Raw genomic sequence first — 24,870 nt, 5'->3', positions numbered from 1 at the left:
TCCTCGTCCTTCCTGCTCACGGCACGATCACCGGCTTGATGCACCCGTCGAGCTTCGACGAGAACAGGTGGTAGGCCTCACCGATGTGCTCGAGCGGGATCCGGTGCGTGATGACGTCACTCGGCTTCAGGTGTCCGGCCTGGATGTGCTCGAGCAGCCGCGGCCACTGGCGCTTGACCGGCGCCTGGTTCATGTGGATGGTGACGCCCTTGTTCATCGCGTCGCCGAACTTCACCAGGCTCGGGATCGGCCCGTACGCACCCATCGCCGAGACGGTGCCGCCCTTGCGGACGCCGTCGATCGCCCAGTTCAGCGCGACCGGGGACCCGCCCTCCATCTTCAGCTTCGCGCTGGAGACGTGCATGAGGAAGTTGCCGTCCGCCTCGGCACCGACCGCGTCGATGACGCTGTCCGCGCCGAGGAAGTCGGTCTGCTTCTTCATCTCGAGCACGACGTCGTCGACCTCGGCGTAGTTGATGGTCTCGGCGTGCGCGAACTGGCGGGCCTTCTGCAGGCGGTACTCGAGCTGGTCGACGACGATCACCCGTCCGGCTCCCATGAACCAGGCCGACTTCGCCGCGAACAGCCCCACCGGTCCAGCGCCGAGCACCACGACGGTGTCGCCCTCGCGGATCGAGGCGAGCTGCGCGCCGAAGTACCCGGTGCCCAGGGCGTCCGTCATCAGCAGGGCGTCCTCCGGGTCCAACCAGTCGGGGATCACCTGCGGCCCGACGTCGGCGAACGGCACGCGGACACGCTCCGCCTGGCCGCCGTCGTAGCCGCCGGTGGTGTGCGAGTAGCCGAAGATGCCGCCGACCGCGGTGGCGTTCGGGTTCACGTTGTGGCAGTTCGTGAAGAGTCCGCGGGCGCAGAACCAGCAGGTCCCGCAGGAGATGTGGAACGGGACCATCACGCGGTCCCCCACGCTCAGCGTCTCGACCGACGATCCGATCTGCTCGACGACGCCGATGAACTCGTGGCCGAAGGTGTGGCCGACGCGGGTGTCCGGCATCATGCCGTGGTACAGGTGCAGGTCCGACCCGCAGATCGCGGCCCGCTCGACGCGGATGACGGCGTCGTTCGGGTGCTCGATGCGGGGGTCGGGCTTGTCCTCGACGCGGACCCGCTACGGCCCGCGGTAGGTCATGGCGCGCATGGCGCTCCTCTCACTCGTGGCGTCCACGGTGACGCCGGGCGGGTGGGAGGCGGTCCAGGGCCGCGTTCGGCGTCCAGTCGCGCCGGCAGGCCGGTGCCGGACCGGTGCCACGACGGACGGGAGGCCCGGTACCAGCTGGTACCGGGCCTCCCGTCTGCAGGCAGTCGCGTCGGGACGCGCGCGCTAGCTCTTCGCCGCGTCGACGAAGGTGCGACGCGGGTCGGTCTCCTTGATGAGGGAGGTTGCGTCACGGCCGGAGACGGCACCCGTCACCCAGCCGATGACGATGCGCGCCTTGCGGTTCAGCGTCGGCATCGCGTACACGTGGTAGGCGCGGTGGGCGAGCCAGGCCAGCAGGTTCGTCATCTTGATGCCCTTGATGTTCGCCGCGCCCTTGGCGACACCGTACGAGGCGACCGTGCCGATGGACGGGTGGCGGTACTCCGTCAGCGGCTTGCCGGTGATCGTCGCCACGATGTTGTCGGCGACGACGACGGCCTGACGGACGGCGTTCTGGGCGTTCGGCGGGTAGTACGCCGGCTGCTTCTCGGCGGTCAGGTCGGGGACCTGTGCGACGTCACCGAGGCCCCAGACACCCTCGACGACCTCGTGGGTGTCCTCGGCCTCGACCTGCAGCTTCGCGTTCGCGGCGAGGTGGCCCTTCGGTCCGCGCGGCAGGTCGGTGGCGTCGAGGAGCGGGTTCGGCTTGACACCGGCGGTCCAGACGAGCAGACCGGTGGCGAACTCGTCGCCGTCGGACAGCTTGACGACGCCGCCCTCGCAGCTCGGCATGGTGGTCTTCAGGCGGACGTCGATGCCGCGGGCGCGGAGAGACTCGAGGGTCCACTTCGACAGCTCCGGGCCGACCTCGGGCGCGACGCGGTCGAGCGCGTCGATGAGCACCCAGCGGGGCTGCTCGCCGGCGAGCGACGGGTACGTGGCGATCGCGGCCTGGGAGACGTCGAACAGCTCACCGATCGCTTCGACGCCGGTGTAGCCGCCGCCGATGAAGATGCTGGTGAGGAGACGACGACGCTCGTCCTCGTCACGGGTGGCGGCGGCCTTCGCGATGTTGTCGAGGAGCTTCGCGCGGACGTACGCGGCTTCCTCGACCGTCTTGAAGCCGACGCCGACCTCGTCGAGGCCGGGGGTCGGGAACGTGCGGGTGACCGAGCCGAGCGCCACGATGAGGTGGTCGTAGCCGAGGGTGCGGTCGTCGCCGCCGGCCGTGGCGACCGCGACGGTCTTGTCGGCCGAGGAGATCCCGGTCACCTTGCCCTGGATGACCCGGGTCTTGCGGAGCGCGCGTCGGAGTTCGACGGTGACGTCCTTGGGGGCGATGTGACCGCCGGCGACCTCGGGCAGGAACGGCAGGTACGTGTAGTACGTGTTCTGGTCCACGAGGGTGATGCGCATGGGCACCGTGGCGGCGTGCTTCTGCAGCTGCTTGACGGCGGTGTAGCCGGCCGAGCCGCCGCCGAGGACGAGGACGTGAGGGATGGAGTCTGCCATTCCTCCGGTCTACCCGATCCTGCCCGTCCCCGTCATCAGCGCCGCACCTGTCCGGGCGATCCGGAGCGGAACCTGGTCACTTCCCGCCGTCGACGCTCACCTGCCGTCGGTCGCCGTCGGTCGTCACTTGCCGTCGCGGAGGCGCCACCACGCGGTCTCGGCGATCTCGCGTCCGGTGTACACGCCGTACTGCGTCCGACGGGACTCGTGCAGCGAGAACCGACGCAGCCGGTAGCCGCCGCCGAACCGGTCGATGATCGCCTCGGGCGAGGAGTCCGCGTCGCGCTTGACGTACCAGGTGCGGTCGTCGTCGACGGGCTCGATCACGGTCGGACCCGGCTCACCGGGCTCACCGTGCTCACCGGCGGTTGCCGATCCGGCCGCGCAGGATGTCGATGCGCTTCTGGATCTGCTCGATGCTCGCCTGCGCCACGGCCGGGCCGCCGCTCATCCGCCGGAGTTCGGCGTGGATCGACCCGTGGGGTTCGTTGGCGTGCCGGGACCAGATCGACACCAGGCGCTGCAGCTCGGACCGCTGCTCCTTGATCGTCAGGTACATCGGACGGCTCTCGGGCTCGGGGGCCTTGGGCATGCCGTCCTTGAGCACCCGGCCCTTGGAACGCTTCGCCTGGGTCGCCTGGCGTGCACGGAGCAGGTCGCGCACCTGGTCGGGTTCCAGCAGGCCCGGGATGCCGATGAAGTCGAGCTCCTCGAGGGAACCGACCTCGCCGCCGGTGCCGAACTCGCCGCCGTCGTAGAGCACCCGGTCGAATGAGGCCTGCGAGTCGAGCGCCTCGAACGGCTGCATGTCGAGCAGGCTCTCGGACGCGCGGTCCTCCTTGTTGGCCTCGGCGACCATGGCGTCTTCGGGGTTGTACATGCCGTCCTCGGCGTCCTTCGGACGGTCGAGGGCGTGGTCGCGCTCCAGCTCGAGGGTGGCGGCGAGGGCCATCAGGCCGGGGACGCTCGGCAGGAACACCGACGCGGTCTCCCCACGGCGGCGGGCCCGGACGAAGCGGCCGATCACCTGGGCGAAGAACAGCGGCGTGCTGGCGCTCGTCGCGTACACCCCGACGCAGAGCCGGGGCACGTCGACGCCTTCGGACACCATCCGGACGGCGACCATCCAGCGCGAGGTGTCCTCGGCGAAGGATTGGATGCGGCTGGAGCCGGCGGCCTCGTCCGAGAGCACGACGGTCGGCCGCTCCCCCGTGATCCGCTGCAGGATCCGCGCGTACGCCCGGGCGGTGGTGGTGTCGGTCGCGATCACCAGGCCGCCGGCGTCGGGCACACCACGGCGGACCTCGGTGAGGCGCTTGTCGGCCGCCGACAGCACGGCGGGCATCCACTCGCCCTCGGGCGACAGCGCGGTACGCCAGGCCTGCGCGGTGATGTCCTTCGTGACGGGGTCGCCGAGGGAGGCCGACATCTCGTCACCCATCCGGGTCTTCCAGCGCATCTGCCCGGCGTAGGCCATGAACAGCACGGGCCGGACGACCCCGTCCTTCAGTGCCCGGCCGTAGCCGTAGTTGTAGTCGGAGATCGAGGTGCGGATGCCCTGCTCATCCGGGGCGTACTGCACGAACGGGATCGGTGCGGTGTCGGAGCGGAACGGGGTGCCGGAGAGCGAGAGCCGCCGGGTGGCCTTCGAGAACGCCAGTCGGATGCCCTCACCCCACGTCAGGGCGTCGCCGCCGTGGTGGACCTCGTCGAGCACGACCAGGGTCTTGCCACCGGCGGTGATGCGCTCGTGCACCTCGGGGTTCATGCCGACCTGGGCATACGTGATCGCGACGCCCTGGTAGTGCCGGCCGAACATGCCGTCACCGTTCTTGAACATCGGGTCGAGCCGGATGTTCACGCGGTCGGCGGCGTCGGCCCACTGCCGCTTGAGGTGCTCGGTCGGGGCGACGACGACCAGCCGGTCGACGGTGCCGCGGGCGAGGAGCTCGGTCGCCAGGCGCAGCGCGAACGTGGTCTTGCCGGCGCCAGGGGTGGCCGCGGCGAGGAAGTCGCGCGGTTCCTTCTCGAAGTACTTCGTCAGCGCTTCGACCTGCCAGGCGCGGAGCTTCGAGGCGGTGCCCCAGGCAGCACGTTCCGGGAACGCCGGGGACAGGTGCTCGGCGGCCGCGTTGCCCGCGACCTCGGCGATGGCCGCCGGTTCGGTCGGTGCCGATCCGTCACGGGCCGCTCCGCCCGGTGCGTCGGACGGCCCGTCGATCGGGAGTTCGGCGGGTTCCTGGTGCTCGATGTTCTCCGCTGCGCTCACTCCACCCGAGTGTACCGGCACGCTCAGTCCTGCCGGGCGTGCGGGGCACGCTGCTCGGGCGTCGCGCGGACGAGCGATGCCGGGCGCAGCACGCCGGCGCCGAAGCGCGCGGTGACCGCGTCGACGGTGGTCTCGGTCTCACGCCACGGCGCGTCGTCGTCCCAGAGGGCGTTGCTCGCGGCCGCGGGCACGAGGTTCTCCCCGCGGACACCGATCAGCCGGATGCGGTTGCCCGGTCGGTGCAGGACGTCGTAGAGCTCGACGGCTTCGCGGTGGAGGCGCTTGGCGACGTCGCTGGGTTCGGCGAGGGTGCGGGACCGGGTCAGCGTGCTGAAGTCGGTGTAGCGGACCTTGAGCGCCACTGTGCGGGCCTGCACCTCGGCTCGGCGCAGTCGGACGGCCACCTTCTCGGCCAGGCGCAGCAGTTCGCGGGCGACGTCGTCGCGTTCGGTGAGGTCGCGGCCGAACGTCACCTCGTGCCCGATCGACTTCTCGCCGACCCCGGCCTCGACCGTGCGCGGGTCTCGGCCCCAGGCCAGGTCGTGGAGCCGCTGGCCGCCGGCGGGGCCGAGCAGGGCGACGAGCGAGGGCAGCGGTGTGGTGGCGAGGTCGCGGATGGTGTGGATGCCCCGGCGTTCGAGGGTCTCCTGCGTCTTGCCGCCGACGCCCCAGAGCGCCGAGACGGGCTGCGGGTGCAGGAACTCGATGGTGTACGCGTGCGGGACGACGAGCAGGCCGTCGGGCTTGGCGCGGCTGGAGGCGAGCTTCGCGACGAACTTCGTCGATGCGGCGCCGACCGAGCAGTGCAGGCCGGTCTCCGCGAACACGGTCTGGCGGATCTCGGTGCCGATCTGCCACGGCGTGCCGTACAACCGGAGGGCACCGGCCACGTCGAGGAACGCCTCGTCGATGCCGAGTCGTTCGACCCGCGGGGTGAACCGGTCGAAGATCTTCATGACCTGGGCCGAACGGGCGCTGTACTTCTCGAAGTGCGGCTCGACGATGACGGCGGCAGGGCAGCGTCGTTTCGCGACGGCCATCGGCATCGCGGAGTTGATGCCGTACTTGCGGGCCTCGTACGTGGCGGCGGTGACGACCGAGCGGTCGGAGTCGTGCCCGACGATCACCGGCAGGCCGACGAGGTCCGGACGGTCGAGCAGTTCCACGGAGGCGAAGAAGGCGTCCATGTCGACGTGCAGGACCGTCGCCGTGGCGTCGTCGACGGGCGCGTCGGTGACGAGTCGGTTCCGTCCGTCCTGCTTGCTCACCGGGTCATGCTCGCACGGACCAGCGACACCGGTGCCGGCCAGGCGGCCAGGCGGCCAGGCGACACCGGGTCCGGCCGAGGTCAGCGCGGCAGCGGTCCGAACTCCGCCGCCGCGATGGTCCGCATCGCCGAGTCCCGCGTCGACGGGTGGTACTGCCCGGCGCGGACGTCCCGCGCCAGACGCGCCAGTTCGTCCGACGCGCGGAAGGCCGAGCCGCCGACGACCCGCAGCGCTTCGTCCACGACGTGCTGCGCCGTGTCCACCGCCCGGGTCTTCGTGCCGACGAGCAGCGGGAACCACCGGTCGTGGTCGACGAGTTCGTCGACGTCCCGTGCCAGCGCGTCGACCTGCAGCGCGATCGCGTCGGTCGCGCTCCGCATCGCGGCGACCGCCCGCCGGACGTCCGGGTCGGCCGAGCGGGGCGTCCCGTCCATCCCGACGCGGCCGGAGACGCGCTCGACGGCCAGGGTCACCGCCCGCGAGGCGATCCCCACGTACACCGACGCCACGAGCAGCTCGAAGGCCGCGAAGATCCCGAACACGAGCGGGTCCGCCACCGGGCCGACCGGCAGCACGCGGACGATCCGCTCCGCCGGCACGTGCAGCCCGTCCAGGATCGTCGTCCGGCTCTGCGTCGCCCGCATGCCGAGGGTGTCCCAGTCGTCCAGGTGGCGCACCCCGCCGTCGCTGCGGACGGCGAACCCGTGCACGAGTCGCGGCTCCGGCCCGGAGGTGTCCTTCCCGAAGACGCTCAGCAGGTCCCACGCCGGTGCGAGCGAGGTCGACACCTTCGTGCCGGTGAACCGGTACCCGCCGACGCCGTCCGGCTCGGCGGTGGTGAGCGAGTCGAAGAGCACCGCGTCGTTCCCCGGCTCGCTGACCCCGAAGGCGAGCAGCCGGTCCGCCGCCGCCGCATCGGTCACGGTCTGGAGGAACGCCCCACCCCGGGTGGACACGCTGCGGGCCGCCTGCACCCACACCTGGTGCATGCCCAGCCCGAGCGCCGTCGCCGGCGCCGCGGTGGCGAGGGTCCGCTGGACCGCAGCGGTCTCGCGGAGACCCAGCCCCGAGCCTCCGTCCCGGATCGGCACCCCGATGCGGAGGTACCCGGCCTGCCGGAGCTCGTCGAGGTCCTCGGCGAGGAAGGCGTTGTCGGCGTCGTAGCCGGGAGCGCGCGCGGCGATGCGTGCCAGGAGGTCGTCCGGCACGGTCCAGGGACGTCGCTTGCCGGGAGTGGACTCGGTCATGGGACGAGAGTACGGTCGCGTGTCGTGTCAGACGAGCATCCCTGGACCCGGTACGTCGCGATCGGTGACTCGTTCACCGAGGGGATCGGTGATCCGGACCCCCAGTCGGTCGGGGGCCATCGCGGCTGGGCCGACCGTGTCGCCGAGACCCTGGCGGACCGCACCGACGAGGACTTCGGCTACGCCAACCTCGCCGTCCGCGGCCGGCTGCTCGGGCAGATCATCGACGAGCAGGCTGAAGCCGCCGTCGCTCTCGGGCCGGACCTGATCACGGTGTCGGCGGGCGGCAACGACATCATCCGGCCGGGCTCCGACCCGGACGCCCTGGCCGAACGGTACGACCGGATGATCGAGACCCTCCGCCGGCACGGTGCGACGGTAGTGCTGTTCACCGGACCGGACGTCGGCATGACCCCGGTGCTCGGCATGGTGCGCGGCAAGACGGCCATCTACAACGAGCACCTGCAGGCCATCGCGCTGAAGCACGGGGCGCTCGTCACGAACCTCTGGGCGCTCCGGGTGCTCCGCGACCCGCGGATGTGGGCCGCCGACCGGCTGCACCACTCCCCGCTCGGACACGCGACGGTCGCGGCCGCCGTGCTCGACACCCTCGGCGTCGCCCACGAACTCGGTGCCGCGGTCCCGGAGCCGCTCGCCGCGCGCCCCTGGCGGGAGGCGCGGGTCGAGGACCTCGGCTGGGCCAAGGAGTACCTCGTGCCGTGGGTCGTCCGGCGTGTCCGGGGGACGTCGTCGGGAGACGGCATCACGGCGAAGCGGACGTCGTTGCAGCCGGTCGCGCCGCGGGACTGAGCGCAGCCCAGCCCGGTCAGCCGACCAGTGCCCGGTCGAGCTCCACGCCGCGGAACGGGTTCGACCACCGCCACCACACGCCCGGGTCCTCGATGGACCGGTCGAGGCGCAGCGGCACCGTCACCGGGTCGTGGTGCGACACCGTGAACCGCACCGCCCCGACGCGCTCCCCCGCCGAACCGAACGTCAACGGCTCGAGCGACGTCTTCGCCGTGACGTCCGTGGGCCCCCACACCAGTAGCGACGCCGCTCGGCTGGCGGTCGCGTCGACCTCCTCCTGCCAGGGCGCCTGGTACGTGCCGAAGGTCTGCCCGGCGTTCGTCAGCGTGATGGTGTGGAAGTCGTCCGCCACCGAGTGCAGCAGCTTCCGGACGTCAGCGTCCAGCGAGTCGTGGTCGACCCCGCCGAGCATCGCCCCGATCACGGTCACCGTGCGGCCACCGCGCTGGTAGGTCGCCGCGAAGAGCAGGCAGGCGCCGGCCTCGTCGAGGGTTCCGGTCTTGATGCCCTCGACACCGTCCATGCCGAGCAGCTTGTTCGAGTTCTCGATGTCGCCGACGCCCGGCACCGTCGCCTTCGCCGTCCCCACGACCTGCTTCACCAGCGGGTCCGCCAGGGCGAGCTTGCCGAGGTCGACCAGGTCCGTCGCCGTGCTGGTGTTCCGCGGGTCCAGACCCGTCGGTTCCATGATCGTGGTGTCGTCGAGGCCGTGGGCGTCGAGCCACGTCGCCGCGGCCTTGCGGTAGCCGTCCATCGACCCGAAGGCCCAGAGCGCCAGGGAGCCGGCGTAGTTGTTCGCCGACTTCATCAGCATCACCTGGAACGCCCGGTACTCCGACAGCCGCAGGTCCGTCGGCAACGGTGCGACCTCGCCGTTCTGCGCCGCGTACTGGCTGTAGAGCGCCTCCATCTGGGGCGTGAACCGGACGTCCGGCCCCTGCTCCCCCGGTTGCAGCGGCTTCTCCTCGAGCACGACCAGGGCCGTCACGACCTTCGAGATGCTCGCGATCGAACGGGCCTTCCGGTCGCCGCTCGTCGTCAGGCTCTCCGGGAAACCGTCCGCCTCGACCGCGGTCGCGCCGTAGTCGGGGAACCGGACGTCCGCGGCGCTCGCGGTCGGCGGACGGTACGTCGCCGTGTTGGCCGTCGCCGGGGCGAACGGCACGACCGCGGCGGCAACCAGGAACGCGACGATGAGCAGGAGCACCGCGATGACGGCGACCGTCACGGGCCTCCGGATCGCGGAGCGGGGGCGGCGGACGACGTTCGGCACGAGACCGGATCGTACTGGAGGCGCGGGCCGGCCCCCTGGGACCGGTGCGGCTCGTCGCGGGGCCGGGGTGCGCCTCCCGGCATTGCCGTCCTGCTCCGTCGGAGCGCCGGCGGAGGCCGCTACGGCCTCACGCCTCCAGCTCGGACGACCGGACGAGGCTCCGCAGCATCGGAAGAGCACCGCGCGCCGCCGGACTCGCTTCGTCGACGACCACCGCGACGCCGACGAGGTCCGCTCCGACATCCGCGACCAGTTCCGCCACCGCGAGCGCCTGGCTGCCGGTCTCGATCCAGTCGTCGACCAGGACGACCCGTTGCCCGGCAGCGAACAGGTCCCGGCGCGCCGACAGGGTCCGCCGGTTCCCGCGGTAGTCGCGGTCCGTCGTCCGTGCCACCAGCGGTCCGGGGAACAGCGCGCCGTCCTTCCGGACCGGGGCGAAGCCGACACCGAGCGTGAGCGCGACGGCCGGAGCGAGGACGAAACCGCGGGACTCGATGCCGATCACGACGTCCGGGCGAGTGTCCTCGACCAGTGCGGCGAGCCCCGCGACGATCCCGGCCAGCGCGTCGGCCGAGCGGAGCATGGTCCAGGTGTCGGCTGCACCGTCGATCCAGCGGAAGTGCTCGAGGACCAGGTCGTGGCCGCGGTCGACGGCGTCGTGGGTGTGCACACCCCGACGCTAGGGCCCCGACGCTCGGGACACACGGGTGCTGCCTCGCTCGATGCCACGATGGTGCCGTGACCGACGCCCTCGAACCCGCACTCGTCCCGGAGCTCCTCGTCGCCGACCTCGACCACAGCCTGGCGTTCTGGTGCGGCCTCTGCGGCTTCACCGTCAGCTACGCCAGGCCCGACGAGCGCTTCGCGTACGTCGTCCTCGGCTCGGCACACCTGATGCTCGAGCAGGCCGGGGTCGGCCGCAACTGGGTGACGGGTCCGCTCGACGCTCCGCTGGGCCGTGGCGTGAACTTCCAGGTCAGCGTGCCCGACAGCGGAGCGCTCGCCGCAGTGCTGCGCGACGCCGACTGGCCGCTCCTCATGGAGCCGGAGACGAAGTGGTACCCGGTCGGCGGCGAGGAGGCAGGTGTCGAGCAGTTCCTCGTGCAGGACCCGGACGGCTACCTGGTGCGGTTCCAGTCCTCCGTGGGGCGGCGCTGACCGTCGACCGAGACCTCGAAGACGATCTCCCGGCCGTCTTCCTCGTCCCACTGCTCGCCGTCCTCGACGAACCCGTACGCGGCGATCAGGGCGAGTGAGGCATCGTTGTCCGGGCTGACGGTGGCCCGCACCGTCCGCACGTCGGGGTGGTCCTGCGCGACCGCCAGGAGCGTCTCGAGTGCCCGTCTCGCGTACCCCCTGCGGCGATGGGCCGGATCCACGCGGTACCCCACCTCGACCATGCCGTGCGCGTCCGGCGGGCCGTGGAAGCCGGCGACGCCGACCGGCAGGGCGACGGCCGGATCGACGATCAACCGGGTGACCCAGGGTGCGTCGCCCGGGCGCTCGCGGATCTGCTCGCTCCTCCTGCGCCACAGCGACGCGCACTCCGGCCCGGTGAGGTAGGGCGTCATGGTCCGGCGAGTCGTGGCGTCGGTCCCACCCGCCGCGAGGGCGTGCAGCACTGCCTCCGGCACGACGTCGAGGTGCACGTCGGACTGGTCCGGCTGCGGGTGGTGCCAGGGTGCGTTGGTGATGCCGTTCGGCGGCGTCGTGCCGGAGACGTCGGCGAGCCCGCGCAGGTACTGGCCGTCCCGTTCGACGGCGGTCAGACGTCGGAGTCGGTACCAGAGCGGGGCATCACGCCACTCGCCATCGGGGCGGACCTCCCACAGGGCGACCCAGTGGCGGCGGACCTCGTCGACGGTGCCGATCCAGAGTGCGTCGTACCGGTGATCGGACTGGATGCCCACGAGCGAACCGTCGGCACCGAACGCCCTGACGACTCCCGCGGTCCGATCGAGGTCGATGCCTGCGAGGTGCGCGGGCATCCGGGGCGGCCATTCGGCACGCAGCCGCGCAGCGCGTGGCACGAAGGACACGTCGTCGCGGACCTCCCGCAGGTCGCTGAGACGGAACGCGGTGTGCCCGTCGAAGAAGCCGCCGTCCGTGATGCTCGCCAGCAGGACCCACTTCCGACCGAGCGCGAGCACGTAGCCGGTGTCACGTGACCTCCGCGCCGATCGGCGCCGCAGGACGACGGTCCGATCGCGGTCCCCGACCGCGGAGCGGAGCCGGGATCGGATGCGAGATGCGCGCACGAGGTCAGTCCTCCGGGTGCAGGCTGGCGTCGGCCAGACCGGTCCGCCAGGCGGTGAAGTGCACGGTCAGGTCGTCGCGTGAAGGAGCGCAGCACATCGGCCCCGCACCGACCTCGGCGTCGGGGTCCAGGGGTGCGACGCGGACCAGACGCCACGGCTCGTCGTCGACCCGGGCTCGGATGGTCAGTGCGTCGCCGGAGCGGCTGGCGCGGATCGTGACCAGGCGCCCGTGCCAGTCCGGCACGGGCGAGAGCGACCAGTCGGAGACGCCGCGGGTGACGACGGCGCCGAGGCTGTCCTGGTCGTCGCTGCGTTCGACGCCGGCCTTGGTCCACGTGCTGTCGTCGACCTTGACGAAGATGCCGGCCTGGTCGAACTGGGCGGAGAAGTCCAGGTGGAACGACACCTCCATCGCGGTGTCCTGGGCGAACGGCGCGAGGAGGGCGTGCTCGGTGTCGTGCACGAAGCCGTACGAGGTGATCCGCCAGGCGTCGCTCTCCTCGACCGCTGTGACATGCATCCCGTCGTCGGACACCTGCACGTGTGCCGGGGCGGTCGTCCAGGTGCCCGCGTTCCAGTCGATGTCGCTCATGCCACTGAATGTACGGCCTCGGCGAGGACGACCGGGCTCCGGCTCCGGCTCCGGCTCCGGCTCCGTACGATCGACGTGTGCCGTCGATCCGCTCCGCCCGTCCGACCGACGCCGCCACGATCGAGGCCATCGAGAACGACGCCGACCGGCTGCTCGTGGAACGGCTCCACCCCGGGTCCTGGCCGCCCGCGGCCCCCGGCTCCGACCGTCTGGCGCAGCCCGGTTTCGTGCTCGTCGTCACGCTCGACGACGGGGACGTCGTCGGGTTCGCGCACGTGGTCGAGGTGGACGGCCTGTGCCACCTCGAACAGCTCTCGGTACGCCCGGAACACGCCCGCCGGGGGCTGGGGCGGAAGCTCGTCACGGCCTCGGCGGACCGCGCCCGGCTGCTCGGGTACGAACGCATCACCCTGCGGACGTACGCGGACGTCCCGTGGAACGCCCCCTTCTACCGGTCTGTCGGCTTCGTCGAGGAGGAGCCCGTCACGGCGTTCCACCGCTCACTCGTCGAGACCGAGCACCGGCTCGGCCTCGACGGGTACGGACGGCGCGTGCAGATGGCCGCCGACCTGACCTGACGCGTCGCGGACGCACCCGGCCACCGCCGTACCCGGCCGCCGGCCCGTCAGGGCTCGGCGCAGTTGCCGAACGATCAGCCCGCGGCCTACGCCTTCTCGTCTACGAGCGCCACGAACCGGCTGCCGACGCCCTCGACCTCGTGCCGCACGAAGCCCGCCGTCGGCTCGGGTGCCTGGTACGGCGCGTGGTAGTCGCACATCAGGTGGTCCCAGTCCGGCCACCACTTCTTCGGCCGCGCCTCCTCCGAGTACCCGCACACCACGCAGTCCAGGCGTACCCAGACCTTCTTCGCACCCGTCCGGTTCGCGCGGGACTGCACCAGCCACGCGGGCGGGTCCTGCTCGATCGCCGTGAGCTCGGCCTCGCTGAGGCGCGTGGGGATCCCGTGGTGGGTCGCCATCTCGAGCGTGATGTCGAGTCGGACGGCGGCGTCGCGTCGGGAGAGCATCCGACCAGCCTATTTCAGGCGCGGTCGACCGGACAGCAGATCAGCGTGCCCGCTGCGCGTGCGCGACCGCCCAGAGCCCGACGGCGCTCGCCGCGGCCACGTTGAGCGAGTCGACGCCGTGGTGCATCGGGATCCGCACCGTGGTGTCGGCCGCCGCGACCGCGGCCGGGGTCAGGCCCTGCCCCTCGGTGCCCATCACCAGGGCGACCCGTTCAGGCACGTCGGCGACGAACTCCTCCAGGTCGACGGAGCGGTCGGTGAGCGCCATCGCGGCGACGTGGAAGCCCTGCGCACGGAGGTGCTCCCCCGCGGCCGGCCACTCCCCGATGCGCGTCCACGGCACCTGCAGCACGGTTCCCATGCTGACGCGGACACTGCGACGGTAGAGCGGGTCGGCGCAGCGCGGGCTCACCAGGACCGCGTCCGCACCGAGACCGGCGACGCTGCGGAAGACCGCACCGACGTTCGTGTGGTCGACGATGTCCTCGAGGACGACGACGAGCCGGGCGTCGCGCACGACGTCGGCGACGGTGGGCAGCTCGGGTCGGTGCATGGCCGCGATCGCGCCGCGGTGCATCCGGAACCCGGTGAGCTGCTCGAGCAGCGCGTCCGACCCGACGAAGACCGGGCCGTCGTGCTCGTCGACCAGCGGCAGCACGCTGTCCAGCCACTTCTCCTGCACCAGCACGCTGCGCGGCACGTGGCCGGCACGGACGGCGCGCTCGATGACGGTGTTCGACTCGGCGATGTACAGGCCGCCCTCGGGCTCCGTCACGCGGCGGAGCGCCACGTCGGTGAGCCGGGCGAAGTCGTCCAGGCGCGGGTCGTCGAGGGAGTCGATGCGGACGGGGTGCACGGTGCTCGTTCCGGTCGGGAGGATCGTGGTCGGGTCGCGGACGTCGGCCCGGGGAAGGACCGGGGACGCTCGGCGGTTGAGGGTACCGTGGACACGATGGCGACGAGCGATGGCACAACGACCAGCGGTGCGCCCGAAGCGGGGACCGACGGGCTGGCGACCGACGAGACCGTCACCGACGTCGACCGGGCGGTCGCGGTCCTCCGCGGCAAGCGGGTCGCCGTCCTGACCGGCGCCGGCGTCAGCACCGACTCCGGCATCCCCGACTACCGCGGCGAGGGCCGTGTCGTCCGGAAGCCGATGACGTTCCAGGAGTTCCTGGCCGACCCCGCCAAGCGCCAGCGCTACTGGGCCGGCTCGCACCTCGGCTGGCGGACCTTCGCCGCCGCGCGGCCGAACGACGGGCACCGGGCGCTCGCCGCGCTCGAGTCCGCGGGGGTCGTCAGCGGGATCGTCACCCAGAACGTCGACGGCCTGCACCTGCGTGCCGGCTCCCGTCGGGTGGTCGAGATCCACGGTTCGATGGACCGCGCCGTGTGCCTGACCTGCGGGCAGGTGTTCTCCCGCGCCGACCTGGCTGCCGTCCTGGACCGCGAGAACCCGTGGATCGACGAGCCCGGGTCCGTGCAGCTGCAGCCCGACGGCGACGTCGAGATCACCGACGTCGAGCGCTTCCGGGTGCCGGACTGCACGGTGTGCGGCGGCGTGCTGAAGCCGGACGTGGTGTTCTTCGGCGAGTTCGTCCCCGCCGAGAAGTTCCGCGAGGCCGTGTCGATCGTGGCCGAGGCCGACGCCCTGCTCGTGGTCGGCTCGTCGCTGACGGTGAACTCCGGCGTCCGCCTGCTCGACCACGCCACCCGGCGGAAGCATCCGGTCGTCATCGTGAACCGTGGTGCGACCCGCAGCGACCGCCGGGCCGCGGTGAAGATCGACGCGGGCACGACGGAGACCCTGGTCGAACTCGCGGCGCGGCTCACCGCGTCTGCGATGATCGACGGGTGACGACGCTCCTCTACCTGGTCCGCCACGGCGAGACCGACTGGAACCGGCAACGACGCATCCAGGGGTCGACGGACGTGCCGCTCAACGACACCGGTCGACGACAGGCCGCCGAGACCGCCGTGCTGCTCGCCCGCCGTCGCTTCGACGCCGTCGTCTCGTCGCCCCTGTCCCGCGCGTCCGAGACCGGCACGATCATCGCCACGCACCTCGGGCTCGCCGAGCCGTCGACGTACGACGGGCTCCGGGAACGCTCCTACGGCGACGCCGAGGGACTCACGCACCCGGAGATCGAGGCCCGTTGGCCGCACGACGCGGTGCCGGGCCGCGAGTCACGGGCGGCCCTGCTCGATCGGGTGACCGAGACGCTCGCCGAGATCGCCGTCCGCTTCGACGCCGGTGCGGTGGTCGTCGCGACCCACGGCGCGGTCATCCGGACCGTGGTCGACGCCGCAGCGCCGGGCACGATCGAACGCTCAACCGTCCCCATCAGGAACGGTTCGGTGCACTCGTTCCGGTGGGACCCGGAGCGCTTCCGAGCCGAGCTGGTCCGTTCCGACGACCCGATCGAGGACGTCTCGGACGCGCCGGGCCGGTACGCGTTCGAGTACCAGAACCCGCTCGAACGCCGCGGCTGATCCGGCTCAGACCCCGGAGCCGCCGGTGTAGCCGGTCCCGCCCGCGGTCCGCGCGGCCTGCGCCTCGGCGACCCGCAGGTCGTGGTCCGACGCCCCGGTGCCGTGCTGCACCCCGGCGTCCGGCAGGTCGCGCAGCAGACGTGCCCGGCGGCGGTCGCCGACCGCCATGCCGACGGCGATCGCCACGATGACGAGACCGACGGCGATGAGTGTGATGAGCATGGTTCCCCCGTCCGACGGGAGGCCCGTCCCCCCGTCCGTCTCCACCGTAGCGTGACCGAGAGCGCCCGACCAGGGCACGGACTACGCTCCGGTGGACGGTGCGGGTCCGAGCAACGGCCCGGCCGCTTCGAGGTGACGCTGTGGGCGCTGGTGGACGACACACCGACGGTCCCCGCGGCCGTGATCCGTGGGACGACGACGACGACCTGGACGCCGCGTTCGGTCCGGACACCGCCTCGATGCGGGCACTGTCCCGGCCGGAACGGGTCCGCGCGGGCACGGCGGTCGTCCTCGGCGTCGTCGTGGTCGCCGTGGTGCTCGTCGTCGTCCTCGTCGTCATCCTGTCCGGCGTCCAGCGCGGTGTCGGCGGGGTCTTCCCGCAGCCGGAGGGCGACCGCGCCCGGTTCGTGGCGGCGGCGTCGGCCCTGCCGGGCGTCAGCGCGGTCGAACGGGCCCGGACCGAGAAGACCTCGTTCGCGGGCTACGACGTGACCGCACTCGTCCGCGCCGACCCGGAACTCGGTGCGGAGGACCGTCGCGCCCTCGTCTCCGCCGTCAGCAGCGCAGCCGCCGACAGCTCGGGCTCGGGCGTCCGGATCTGGGCCGAGGTGGACTTCGGGACCCGGCAGGTCGGGGTCTCCGACTCCGAGGAGTCCAGTCAGCGGCGACTGCGGTTGGCCGATCGGCTCAGCGCGATCGGCGGCGTGCTCGGGGTCGCCTGCACGTTCGAGGCCCGGTCGGACGGACGATCCGACGAACCCGCCGCGCAGCGGGTGACGGTGCGGTCAGCGGGGCTCGGCGTCGGGTTCGCCGCGGTCGCCGCCGCTGCCGAGCAGGTGGGTGACGAGGTCTTCCCGGGCGTCCGGGTGCAGACGGTCCACCCCTGACGTCGCGGGAGCTGACGTCGGACGCCCACGGCCACGCTCAGCGGTGACGAGCCTCCCGGTCGGCGACCGCACGTTCGACCGCACGCACGACCTGCTCGGCGGAGTCCTGCCACCGGAACCGGGCCGCCTGCGCGACCGACGCCTGCGAGGCGGCGTGCCACCGGGCCTCCAGTCGGCGGACCGCGGCCGCGACGGCGGATGCTGACGACGGGTCGAAGTACTCGGCGACGTCGCCCCCGATCTCCCGGAAGATCGGGATGTCGCTGACGACGACCGGCGTGCCGACGCCCATCGACTCCACCAGCGGGATGCCGAAGCCCTCGTCGTACGAGGCGGTCGCCAGGGCCGTCGCCGACCGGAGCACCGCGCGGTACTCCTCGTCGCTCGCGCCGTCGTGGAAGACGACCGCGCCGGCCGGGGCGAGCCCGCTGAGACGTGCCCGATCGGCGTCGGACACGCGCGACATGCAGTGCAGCGTCCAGTCCGGGCCGAGCAGGGGCAGCGCGGCCGCCAGCGTCTCGACGTTCTTGTACGGCATGAACGAGCCCATGTAGACCAGCGACTTCTGCCGAGGTGCATCGGTGTCGCGGGGCTCGGCCGGGTCGGCGGCGTTGTACGCCACCGTGACGGGACGGTCCGTCAGACGGTGCTCGGCGATCAGCCCGGCGGTCGTCTCGGAGACCGTGACCACGCCGTCGGCACCGTTGAGCAGGAACCGCTGCGGCCACCAGGCCAGGTGGAACGCCCGCCACCCGAGGCGCAGCGGCCACGAGAACTCACGCGGGGGCGTGCGGTTCCGGTAGTAGATGAGATCGTGCAGCGTGAGCACGAGGGCGTACCGCCGCCCCCGGGAACCCATGGTCTGCATCGGCGAGAACACGGCGTCGAGGCCCAGGCGGTTGACGTGGCGGGCCACGAGGGGCTCCCCCGCGTCGGTCGGCGCCGGCACGAGCTCCCACGGCATCCCGGCGGGCAGGGACTCGAGCTGTCGTTCGTCGGAGACGAGCAGCACGTGGTCGTGCCGGTCGGGCAGGTGGGCGGCGACGCCCGCCGTGAACCGGCTGATGCCGTCGTGCCGGCCGATGCGGACGTAGCGGCAGTCGATGCCGATCCGGAGGCGGGTCACGACGTCTGCATCCGTCGGAGGACCGCGCTCGCAGCCGCGGCCGGCGTCTCGTAGTGCACCAGGTGACCGACGCCCGGGACGATGACGAGTTCCGCGTCGGCCAGCCGCTCCGCCAGGGCACGCTGCTCCGGGACGGCCGTGATGTCGTCGTGCTCGGCCGCGACCAGCAGGGTCGGCACGGCGATCCGGTCGGCGAACTGGGCGACGTCGTGCGTGACGGAGGTCCGGAACGCCTCCAGGACGCTGGTTCGGTTCGCGAAGGCCGAGAAGTACCGGTCGTGCTGGTCGTGCACCCACCGCCGGAGCGACGGCCGACGCGACTTGAGCATCGCGATGCTCATCGCGCGGACGATCACCCGGTTCCGCAGCAGACCGAGTCCGAGCTGCCTCGGCAACCAGGCGCCGAGGCGGTAGTAGGCGATGGCGACGCCGGTGCCGATCGCTCGCGGACCCTGCAGTGCGGGCGCGGCGATCGGGTTCACCAGGACGAGCAGGCGGGTGTCGAGGCCGGCGGCGACCGCGGCCGACACGACGATGGACCCGAAGGAGTGGCCGAGGACCACGGTGTCCCGGTCGAGGCCGAGCGCGTCGCGGAAGCCCTCCAGCCAATGCACGTAGCCGTCCAGGTCGGACGTCGGCAGCGGGTCGGACACGCCGAAGCCGGGCAGGTCCGGCACGATCACCCGCACGCCGGTCGGGTGGCCGGCGACCAGGTGCGCGGCGATCGACTCGAGCCCGTGGTGGTCGCCGCGGAACCCGTGCACCGCCAGCACGGTCGCCGGGGCGGTTCCGGCTTCGGCTTCGGCTTCGGCTTCGGTCGGGCCGTACTCCCAGAAGTGCGTGGTGCGGTCCTGGACCTGGACCGTGCGGTGCACGACGGGGGTGGCCGCCATCAGCGACTGGTACGGGGACAGCACGGGCGTTTGCATCCGCGCCAGTCTAGGGAACCTCTCCGGCTCCACGGTGTGCGCGTCGGAGGTCCCGCGGCTAGCGTGTCCGGGGCGACCCTCCTGCTCTGGAGGACCGTCGACGACCTTCGAGGAGCACGGTGTCCTTCACAGCCCCGATCCAGCAGCCCGGACTGACCCTCGACCCGCTCTGGTACAAGCGTTCAGTGTTCTACGAGTGCATGATCCGCTCGTTCGTGGACTCGAACGGGGACGGCACCGGCGACCTGCAGGGCCTGATCAGCCGCCTGGACTACCTGCAGTGGCTCGGCGTCGACGCGCTCTGGCTGCCGCCGTTCTTCCGCTCCCCGCTGCGCGACGGCGGCTACGACATCTCGGACTACAAGGCGATCCTGCCCGAGTTCGGCACCCTCGACGAGTTCCGCGAACTCGTCACGAAGGCGCACGAGCGGAACATGCGCATCGTCATCGACATGGTGATCAACCACACGAGCGACCAGCACGAGTGGTTCCAGCAGTCGCGCGAGGACCCGGACGGCCCCTACGGCGACTTCTACGTCTGGCGGGACACCGACGAGGAGTACTCCAACATCCGCGTCATCTTCGTCGACACCGAGGAGTCGAACTGGACCTTCGACCCGGTCCGTCGGCAGTTCTTCTTCCACCGGTTCTTCTCGCACCAGCCGGACCTCAACTACGAGAACCCCGCCGTCGTCGAGGCGGTGTACGACGTCGTCCGGCACTGGCTGGACCTCGGTGTCGACGGGCTGCGGCTCGACGCGATCCCGTACCTGTTCCAGTCGGAGGAGGGCAACGGCGAGGGCGAGCCGGAGACCCACGAGTGGATCAAGAAGCTCCGCGCGATGGTGGACGACGAGTACCCGGGGCGGGTGCTCATCGCCGAGGCGAACCAGTGGCCCCGCGAGACCGCTGCGTTCCTCGGCACCGACGAGGAACCCGAGTGCCACATGGCCTTCGACTTCCCGGTCATGCCGCGCATCTTCTACTCGCTCCGTGCCCAGCACGCCAAGGAGCTGCAGGCGATCCTGTCCGAGACGCTCGACGTCCCCGAGACGGCCGCGTGGGGTGTGTTCCTCCGCAACCACGACGAGCTCACGCTCGAGATGGTCAGCGAGGAGTACCGGCAGGCGATGTACGGCTGGTACGGCTACGACCCGCGGATGCGCTCGAACATCGGCATCCGTCGTCGTCTCGCGCCGCTGCTCGACAACTCACGCGCCGAGCTCGAACTCGTGCACGCGCTGCTCTTCTCGCTGCCCGGCTCACCGTTCCTCTACTACGGCGACGAGATCGGGATGGGCGACAACATCTGGCTGCCGGACCGTGACTCGTCCCGCACGCCGATGCAGTGGACCCCGGACCGGAACGCCGGGTTCTCCTCCGCCGACCCGGGCAAGCTGTTCCTGCCGGTCGTGCAGTCCCTGGTGTTCAACTACGCCCAGGTGAACGTCGAGGCCCAGCTGGCGCAGTCCCGCTCCCTGCTGCACTGGATCCGCAACGTGATCCACGTGCGGAAGGCCCACCCGGTCTTCGGGATGGGGTCGATCGCGGTGCAGCAGACCTCGAACGACAGCGTGCTGGCGTTCGTCCGGTCGTGGGCGGGTTCCGGCTCGGACCAGCAGTTCGGCCCGAGCGCTGAGGACGTGCTCTGCGTGTTCTCGTTCGCCCACAACCCGACATCCGTGACGATCACCGCGCCCGAGTACGCCGGCCGCCCCCTCGTCGACCTGTTCGGCGGCGGCTCCTTCCCGTCCTTCGACGCGGACGGCAGCGTCACGCTGACGCTCGGCACGCAGGCGTTCTACTGGCTGCACGTCGGTCAGGGTGCCGAGAACGCGAGCGCGCCTCGCGGGGCTGTCGGTGCCGTTGGCTAGCCTGACCGCGTGACCTCCCCCGCTGCCGAGCTCGACACGGCGACCCGGCCCCCGCAGGACCTGACCACCCGACCGTGGTGGCACGCACTCGGGGTGTTCGACCTCGAGACGACCGGCATCGACGTCGAGACCGCGCGCATCGTCAGTGCGCACGTGGGCCTCATCGACATGACCGGCCGCTCGATCGTCGAGGGTGCCTGGCTCGCCGACCCGGGCATCGAGATCCCGGAGCAGGCCGCGGCGGTGCACGGCATCACGACCGAACGCGCCCGGGCGGAAGGACGACCCGCCGGTGAGGTCGTGGCCGAGATCGTCGCCGCGGTGGAGGCCGTGTTCGCCCGCGGGATCCCGCTGGTGATCTACAACGCCCCCTACGACCTGACGCTCCTCGACCGGGAGGCCAAGCGTCACGGCATCGCCTCCCCCGTGATCGGCAACGTGGTCGACCCGCTCGTGATGGACAAGGCACTCGACACGTACCGGAAGGGCAAGCGGACGCTCGAGGTCGCCTCGCAGCTGTACGGCGTGCAGCTCGACGACGCGCACGACGCCGGTGCCGATGCCATCGCTGCCGGTCGGGTCGCCCAGGCCATCGCGGCCAAGTACCCCGACGAGCTCGGCATCAGCGCCGAGGAGCTGCACCGTAAGCAGGTCGTGTGGTGCTCCGAACAGGCCGCGTCCTTCCAGGAGTACATGCGGAGCAAGCGCGATCCGTCGTTCACCGCCGACGGCACCTGGCCCCGTCGGCACTCGGCCCCGAGCATGTAGCATTCCGAGAGGGGGAGGGCCGGACAGCGCCGTCCCCTCGACGACCGCACTGCAGGCACCGTCTGCACCGCACGCTCAAGGGGAGATCCGCGCACGTGTTCCTGAAGACCTTCGGGTGGTCCCTGGCCATCACCGTGCTCGCACTGGCCATCGCGCTGGTCTACGGCGGATGGAGCGCGGTCATCATCACCGCGATCCTCGGCGTGCTCGAGATCAGCCTCAGTTTCGACAACGCGGTCGTCAACGCCCGCATCCTCGAGCGGATGAACCCGTTCTGGCAGAAGATGTTCCTCACCGTGGGCATCGTCATCGCGGTCTTCGGCATGCGCGTGCTCTTCCCGCTGCTCATCGTCGGCGTCACGGCGTCGCTGAACCCGGTCGAAGCCGTGCAGCTCGCCCTCGAGAAGGGCCCGATCGACGAGCCCGGTACCTACGCGTACCTGCTCCACGAGGCGCACCCGCAGATCGCTGCCTTCGGTGGCATGTTCCTGCTGATGATCTTCCTGGACTTCATGTTCGAGGAGCGCGACATCCTCTGGCTGCGCTGGCTCGAACGCCCGCTGCTCTTCATCGGCAAGCTCCCGATGGTCAACGTCATCGTCGCCCTCGTGCTGCTGGCCGTCGCGGGGACCACCGCCGGCGACCACCAGTCGACGGTCCTCATCGCGGGCATCGCCGGACTCGTCACGTACTTCCTGGTCACCGGCCTCGGCGGGCTGTTCGACGTCGACGACCCGGAGGACGACGGCAACTCGTTCGAGAGCACGGGCGAGATGGTCGCCGAGGCGAACCGCATCAGCAACAAGCGCCGCGTCGGCAACGTCGCCGGTAAGGCCGCGTTCCTGCTGTTCCTCTACCTCGAGGTCATCGACGCGTCGTTCTCGTTCGACGGTGTCATCGGCGCCTTCGCGATCACGGCCGACCCGATCATCATCGCCCTCGGTCTGGGCCTCATCGGCGCCCTCTTCGTGCGTTCTCTCACCGTCTTCCTGGTCCGACAGGGCACGCTGGACGAGTTCGAGTACCTCGACCACGGTGCGCACTGGGCGATCGGTGCACTCGCGGCGATCCTGCTCGTCACGATCACCACCGAGGTGAACGAGGTCGTCACCGGCCTCATCGGCGTCGTGTTCATCCTCGCCGCCTTCATCTCCTCGGTGGTCCGCAACAAGCGCAAGGCCGGCGAGCACGAGCCGGCGGACGACCACGCAGCCGTCGCCTCCTGACGGTCGCGACCAGGACTGCACCACCGACGAAGGGTTCACCACAATGGGTCTCAGCCTCCAGAAGGGCCAGGCGCTCTCGCTCACCAAGACCGACGGCAGCGCACTGTCGCGCGTCCGTCTCGGTCTCGGGTGGGACGCCGTGGCGACGAAGCGCGGCCTGTTCGGCGGCAAGAAGTCCGCGGACGTCGACCTCGACGCCTCCGCGATCTTCTTCGGCGCCGACGGCCAGCCCGTCGACTACGTCTGGTTCAACCAGCTCCGCAGCAAGGACGGCTCCGCGCAGCACACCGGCGACAACCTCACCGGTGAGGGCGACGGCGACGACGAGGTCATCCGCATCGACCTCAGCGCGGTGCACGGTGCCGTGCAGCAGATCGTCTTCGTGATCAGCAGCTACAGCCGCCAGACGTTCGACAACGTGCAGAACGCGTTCTGCCGCGTGGTCGACGACTCCACCGCGGGTGCGCCCGAGGTCGCCCGCTACCAGCTGACCGACTCCGGCCAGCACACCGCGATGGTCATGGCGAAGGTGTCCCGCACCGGAGCAGGATGGACCTTCACGGCGATCGGTGAACGTGCCGACGGCCGGACGGTCCAGGACCTCGTCGGCCCCGCAGCCGCCGCGCTCTGAGCCGACCCCACAGACGGAAGGACGATCGATGGCGACCCTCTCGCTCTCGAAGGGCAACAACCTCTCCCTGACCAAGACCGATCCGGGGCTCCGCCGGGCCATGATCGGCCTCGGCTGGGACCCGCGTACGACGGCGGGCGAGCAGTTCGACCTCGACGCCTCGGCGCTGCTGGTCGGCGCGAACGGCAAGGTCCGTTCCAACGACGACTTCATCTTCTACAACCAGCTGCAGTCGGTGGACGGCTCGGTCGTTCACCAGGGCGACAACCGCACCGGCGAGGGTGACGGCGACGACGAGCAGATCCTCATCGACCTCGACATCGTCTCGGCCGACGTCTCGCGTGTGGTCATCGTCGTCACGATCGACCAGGCCGATGCCCGTCACCAGAACTTCGGTCAGGTCCGTGGCGCGTTCTGCCGGGTCGTCAACGACGAGACCGGCAACGAGGTCGTCCGCTTCGACCTCACCGAGGACGCCGCGTCCGAGACCGGCATGATCTTCGCCGAGATCTACCGGTACGACGGCGAGTGGAAGTTCCGCGCCGTCGGCCAGGGCTACGCGACCGGCCTCCGCGGCGTCGCGACCGACTACGGCGTCGTCCTCGACTGACGATCGCCCGACACACCCGGGCCACGCGACGCGCACAGCGTCACCGACGACGCTCCCCCACAACCGAAAGGACCCGATCATGGCCGGACTCTCCCTCAGCAAGGGCGGCAACCTCTCCCTCACGAAGACGAGCCCCGGGCTCACCGTGGCCACCGTCGGCCTCGGCTGGGACCCGCGCACCACGGCCGGCGAGGCCTTCGACCTCGACGCCTCGGCGCTGCTCGTCGGCCCCGACGGCAAGGTCCGCTCGGACGCCGACTTCATCTTCTACAACCAGCCCAAGAGCATCGACGGCTCCGTCGAGCACAAGGGCGACAACCGCACCGGCCAGGGTGACGGTGACGACGAGCAGATCGCCATCGACCTGCAGAGCCTTCCGGCCGACGTCGACCGCGTCGTCGTGGTCGTCTCGATCGACCAGGGCGAGGCACGCCGCCAGAACTTCGGCCAGGTCCGCAGCGCGTACTCGCGTGTGCTCGACCAGGACGGCGCCGAGATCGTCCGGTTCGACCTCTCCGAGGACGCCGCCCCGGAGACCGCGATGATCTTCTCGGAGATCTACCGCAGCGGGGCCGAGTGGAAGTTCCGCGCCGTGGGTCAGGGCTACCAGTCCGGTCTCGCGGGTGTCGCCACGGACTTCGGCGTCAACCTCAGCTGACCGGCGGCGCCACCGCAGCACCAGCACCGCCCAG

General features: G+C 71.3%; 27 protein-coding genes. 12 read left to right on the top strand and 15 right to left on the bottom strand.

Translation table 11 applies throughout. The features are described 5' to 3' along the window. Positions 1-16 precede the first annotated feature (16 nt). The 6 genes from SOM35_RS05930 to SOM35_RS05905 form a co-directional block, all read right to left on the bottom strand. Entirely contained in the window at positions 17-1,093 is a 1,077-nt protein-coding gene (locus SOM35_RS05930; protein ID WP_320514905.1) for a zinc-dependent alcohol dehydrogenase, read from the bottom strand. 246 nt (positions 1,094-1,339) lie between these two features. Further along, entirely contained in the window at positions 1,340-2,668 is a 1,329-nt protein-coding gene (locus tag SOM35_RS05925) for an NAD(P)/FAD-dependent oxidoreductase (RefSeq protein ID WP_111073489.1), read from the bottom strand. A 123-nt stretch (positions 2,669-2,791) separates the two neighbouring features. Continuing rightward, positions 2,792-2,995, bottom strand: coding sequence for a hypothetical protein (locus SOM35_RS05920; protein ID WP_111073490.1), 204 nt, complete (start codon positions 2,993-2,995; stop codon positions 2,792-2,794). A gap of 31 nt (positions 2,996-3,026) precedes the next feature. Beyond that, the gene (locus SOM35_RS05915; protein ID WP_111073701.1) at positions 3,027-4,820 is read right to left on the bottom strand and encodes a DEAD/DEAH box helicase; all 1,794 of its coding nucleotides are present in this window, start codon (positions 4,818-4,820) and stop codon (positions 3,027-3,029) included. Between the two features lie 140 nt (positions 4,821-4,960). Next, positions 4,961-6,205 (bottom strand): DNA polymerase IV, encoded by a 1,245-nt coding sequence (gene dinB / locus SOM35_RS05910; RefSeq protein ID WP_320514709.1) that lies wholly within the window; start codon positions 6,203-6,205, stop codon positions 4,961-4,963. Between the two features lie 80 nt (positions 6,206-6,285). After that, the gene (locus SOM35_RS05905) at positions 6,286-7,452 is read right to left on the bottom strand and encodes an acyl-CoA dehydrogenase family protein (RefSeq protein ID WP_320514708.1); all 1,167 of its coding nucleotides are present in this window, start codon (positions 7,450-7,452) and stop codon (positions 6,286-6,288) included. 24 nt (positions 7,453-7,476) lie between these two features. On the opposite strand from SOM35_RS05905, the gene SOM35_RS05900 reads away from it, so the two are divergent. Then, positions 7,477-8,262, top strand: a complete 786-nt coding sequence (locus SOM35_RS05900) for an SGNH/GDSL hydrolase family protein (protein ID WP_320514707.1) — start codon at positions 7,477-7,479, stop codon at positions 8,260-8,262. 16 nt (positions 8,263-8,278) lie between these two features. Here the strand turns inward: SOM35_RS05900 and SOM35_RS05895 are convergent, their stop codons facing one another. After that, positions 8,279-9,535 (bottom strand): D-alanyl-D-alanine carboxypeptidase family protein, encoded by a 1,257-nt coding sequence (locus SOM35_RS05895; RefSeq protein ID WP_320514706.1) that lies wholly within the window; start codon positions 9,533-9,535, stop codon positions 8,279-8,281. A 127-nt stretch (positions 9,536-9,662) separates the two neighbouring features. Continuing rightward, positions 9,663-10,205: a phosphoribosyltransferase family protein gene (locus SOM35_RS05890; RefSeq protein WP_320514705.1), complete on the bottom strand. Its 543-nt coding sequence runs from the start codon at positions 10,203-10,205 to the stop codon at positions 9,663-9,665. 68 nt (positions 10,206-10,273) lie between these two features. Here SOM35_RS05890 and SOM35_RS05885 point away from each other — a divergent pair, with 68 nt between their 5' ends. Then, positions 10,274-10,693, top strand: coding sequence for a bleomycin resistance protein (locus SOM35_RS05885; RefSeq protein WP_320514704.1), 420 nt, complete (start codon positions 10,274-10,276; stop codon positions 10,691-10,693). Here the strand turns inward: SOM35_RS05885 and SOM35_RS05880 are convergent. After that, on the bottom strand, positions 10,654-11,793 hold the full coding sequence (locus SOM35_RS05880; RefSeq protein ID WP_320514703.1) for a GNAT family N-acetyltransferase: 1,140 nt from the start codon (positions 11,791-11,793) through the stop codon (positions 10,654-10,656). The genes SOM35_RS05885 and SOM35_RS05880 overlap by 40 nt on opposite strands. A 4-nt stretch (positions 11,794-11,797) precedes the next feature. Further along, on the bottom strand, positions 11,798-12,385 hold the full coding sequence (locus SOM35_RS05875) for a DUF1349 domain-containing protein (protein WP_320514702.1): 588 nt from the start codon (positions 12,383-12,385) through the stop codon (positions 11,798-11,800). A gap of 77 nt (positions 12,386-12,462) precedes the next feature. On the opposite strand from SOM35_RS05875, the gene SOM35_RS05870 reads away from it, so the two are divergent. Then, positions 12,463-12,963 carry a GNAT family N-acetyltransferase gene (locus tag SOM35_RS05870; RefSeq protein ID WP_320514701.1) on the top strand — a complete coding sequence of 167 codons (501 nt, stop codon included), beginning with the start codon at positions 12,463-12,465 and terminating at the stop codon, positions 12,961-12,963. 86 nt (positions 12,964-13,049) lie between these two features. Here SOM35_RS05870 and SOM35_RS05865 read toward each other — a convergent pair whose 3' ends face one another. Together SOM35_RS05865 and SOM35_RS05860 are read right to left on the bottom strand one after the other, a co-directional pair. Next, positions 13,050-13,412, bottom strand: coding sequence for a hypothetical protein (locus tag SOM35_RS05865; RefSeq protein WP_111073499.1), 363 nt, complete (start codon positions 13,410-13,412; stop codon positions 13,050-13,052). A gap of 40 nt (positions 13,413-13,452) precedes the next feature. Further along, on the bottom strand, positions 13,453-14,268 hold the full coding sequence (locus tag SOM35_RS05860; protein ID WP_320514700.1) for a TrmH family RNA methyltransferase: 816 nt from the start codon (positions 14,266-14,268) through the stop codon (positions 13,453-13,455). A gap of 96 nt (positions 14,269-14,364) precedes the next feature. Here SOM35_RS05860 and SOM35_RS05855 point away from each other — a divergent pair, with 96 nt between their 5' ends. Continuing rightward, a complete protein-coding gene (locus SOM35_RS05855) occupies positions 14,365-15,270 on the top strand; it encodes an NAD-dependent protein deacetylase (protein WP_320514699.1) in 906 nt (301 codons plus the stop codon). Continuing rightward, the gene (locus SOM35_RS05850) at positions 15,267-15,905 is read left to right on the top strand and encodes a histidine phosphatase family protein (RefSeq protein ID WP_111073501.1); all 639 of its coding nucleotides are present in this window, start codon (positions 15,267-15,269) and stop codon (positions 15,903-15,905) included. The genes SOM35_RS05855 and SOM35_RS05850 overlap by 4 nt, the downstream gene beginning before the upstream one ends. 6 nt (positions 15,906-15,911) lie before the next feature. On the opposite strand, the gene SOM35_RS05845 is transcribed toward SOM35_RS05850, so the two are convergent. Then, complete coding sequence (locus SOM35_RS05845) at positions 15,912-16,127, bottom strand: hypothetical protein (protein ID WP_320514698.1); 216 nt, start codon at positions 16,125-16,127, stop codon at positions 15,912-15,914. A gap of 140 nt (positions 16,128-16,267) precedes the next feature. Between SOM35_RS05845 and SOM35_RS05840 the strand changes: the two genes are divergently transcribed. After that, positions 16,268-17,014 carry a hypothetical protein gene (locus tag SOM35_RS05840; RefSeq protein ID WP_320514697.1) on the top strand — a complete coding sequence of 249 codons (747 nt, stop codon included), beginning with the start codon at positions 16,268-16,270 and terminating at the stop codon, positions 17,012-17,014. A 37-nt stretch (positions 17,015-17,051) separates the two neighbouring features. Here SOM35_RS05840 and SOM35_RS05835 read toward each other — a convergent pair whose 3' ends face one another. Together SOM35_RS05835 and SOM35_RS05830 are read right to left on the bottom strand one after the other, a co-directional pair. Further along, complete coding sequence (locus tag SOM35_RS05835) at positions 17,052-18,140, bottom strand: glycosyltransferase family 4 protein (RefSeq protein ID WP_320514696.1); 1,089 nt, start codon at positions 18,138-18,140, stop codon at positions 17,052-17,054. Continuing rightward, positions 18,137-19,069, bottom strand: coding sequence for an alpha/beta fold hydrolase (locus SOM35_RS05830; protein ID WP_320514695.1), 933 nt, complete (start codon positions 19,067-19,069; stop codon positions 18,137-18,139). Before SOM35_RS05830 ends, SOM35_RS05835 begins: the two co-directional genes overlap by 4 nt. A 119-nt stretch (positions 19,070-19,188) precedes the next feature. Here SOM35_RS05830 and treS point away from each other — a divergent pair, with 119 nt between their 5' ends. From treS to SOM35_RS05800, 6 genes are all read left to right on the top strand, one after another. Then, the gene (gene treS / locus SOM35_RS05825) at positions 19,189-20,943 is read left to right on the top strand and encodes a maltose alpha-D-glucosyltransferase (RefSeq protein WP_320514694.1); all 1,755 of its coding nucleotides are present in this window, start codon (positions 19,189-19,191) and stop codon (positions 20,941-20,943) included. A 9-nt stretch (positions 20,944-20,952) separates the two neighbouring features. Beyond that, the gene (locus tag SOM35_RS05820) at positions 20,953-21,711 is read left to right on the top strand and encodes a 3'-5' exonuclease (protein ID WP_111073507.1); all 759 of its coding nucleotides are present in this window, start codon (positions 20,953-20,955) and stop codon (positions 21,709-21,711) included. Between the two features lie 95 nt (positions 21,712-21,806). Then, the gene (locus SOM35_RS05815; protein WP_221849513.1) at positions 21,807-22,937 is read left to right on the top strand and encodes a DUF475 domain-containing protein; all 1,131 of its coding nucleotides are present in this window, start codon (positions 21,807-21,809) and stop codon (positions 22,935-22,937) included. 43 nt (positions 22,938-22,980) lie between these two features. Further along, the gene (locus tag SOM35_RS05810; protein ID WP_111073509.1) at positions 22,981-23,568 is read left to right on the top strand and encodes a TerD family protein; all 588 of its coding nucleotides are present in this window, start codon (positions 22,981-22,983) and stop codon (positions 23,566-23,568) included. Between the two features lie 28 nt (positions 23,569-23,596). After that, positions 23,597-24,178, top strand: coding sequence for a TerD family protein (locus SOM35_RS05805; protein WP_111073510.1), 582 nt, complete (start codon positions 23,597-23,599; stop codon positions 24,176-24,178). Between the two features lie 79 nt (positions 24,179-24,257). Beyond that, entirely contained in the window at positions 24,258-24,836 is a 579-nt protein-coding gene (locus SOM35_RS05800) for a TerD family protein (RefSeq protein WP_111073511.1), read from the top strand. Positions 24,837-24,870 lie beyond the last annotated feature (34 nt).

The sequence above is a fragment of the Curtobacterium sp. CFBP9011 genome, from assembly GCF_034045095.1.
Classification (GTDB): domain Bacteria; phylum Actinomycetota; class Actinomycetes; order Actinomycetales; family Microbacteriaceae; genus Curtobacterium.
Note: the sequence above shows the minus strand (reverse complement) of the source record. Positions and strands in the feature narration are given on the sequence as shown.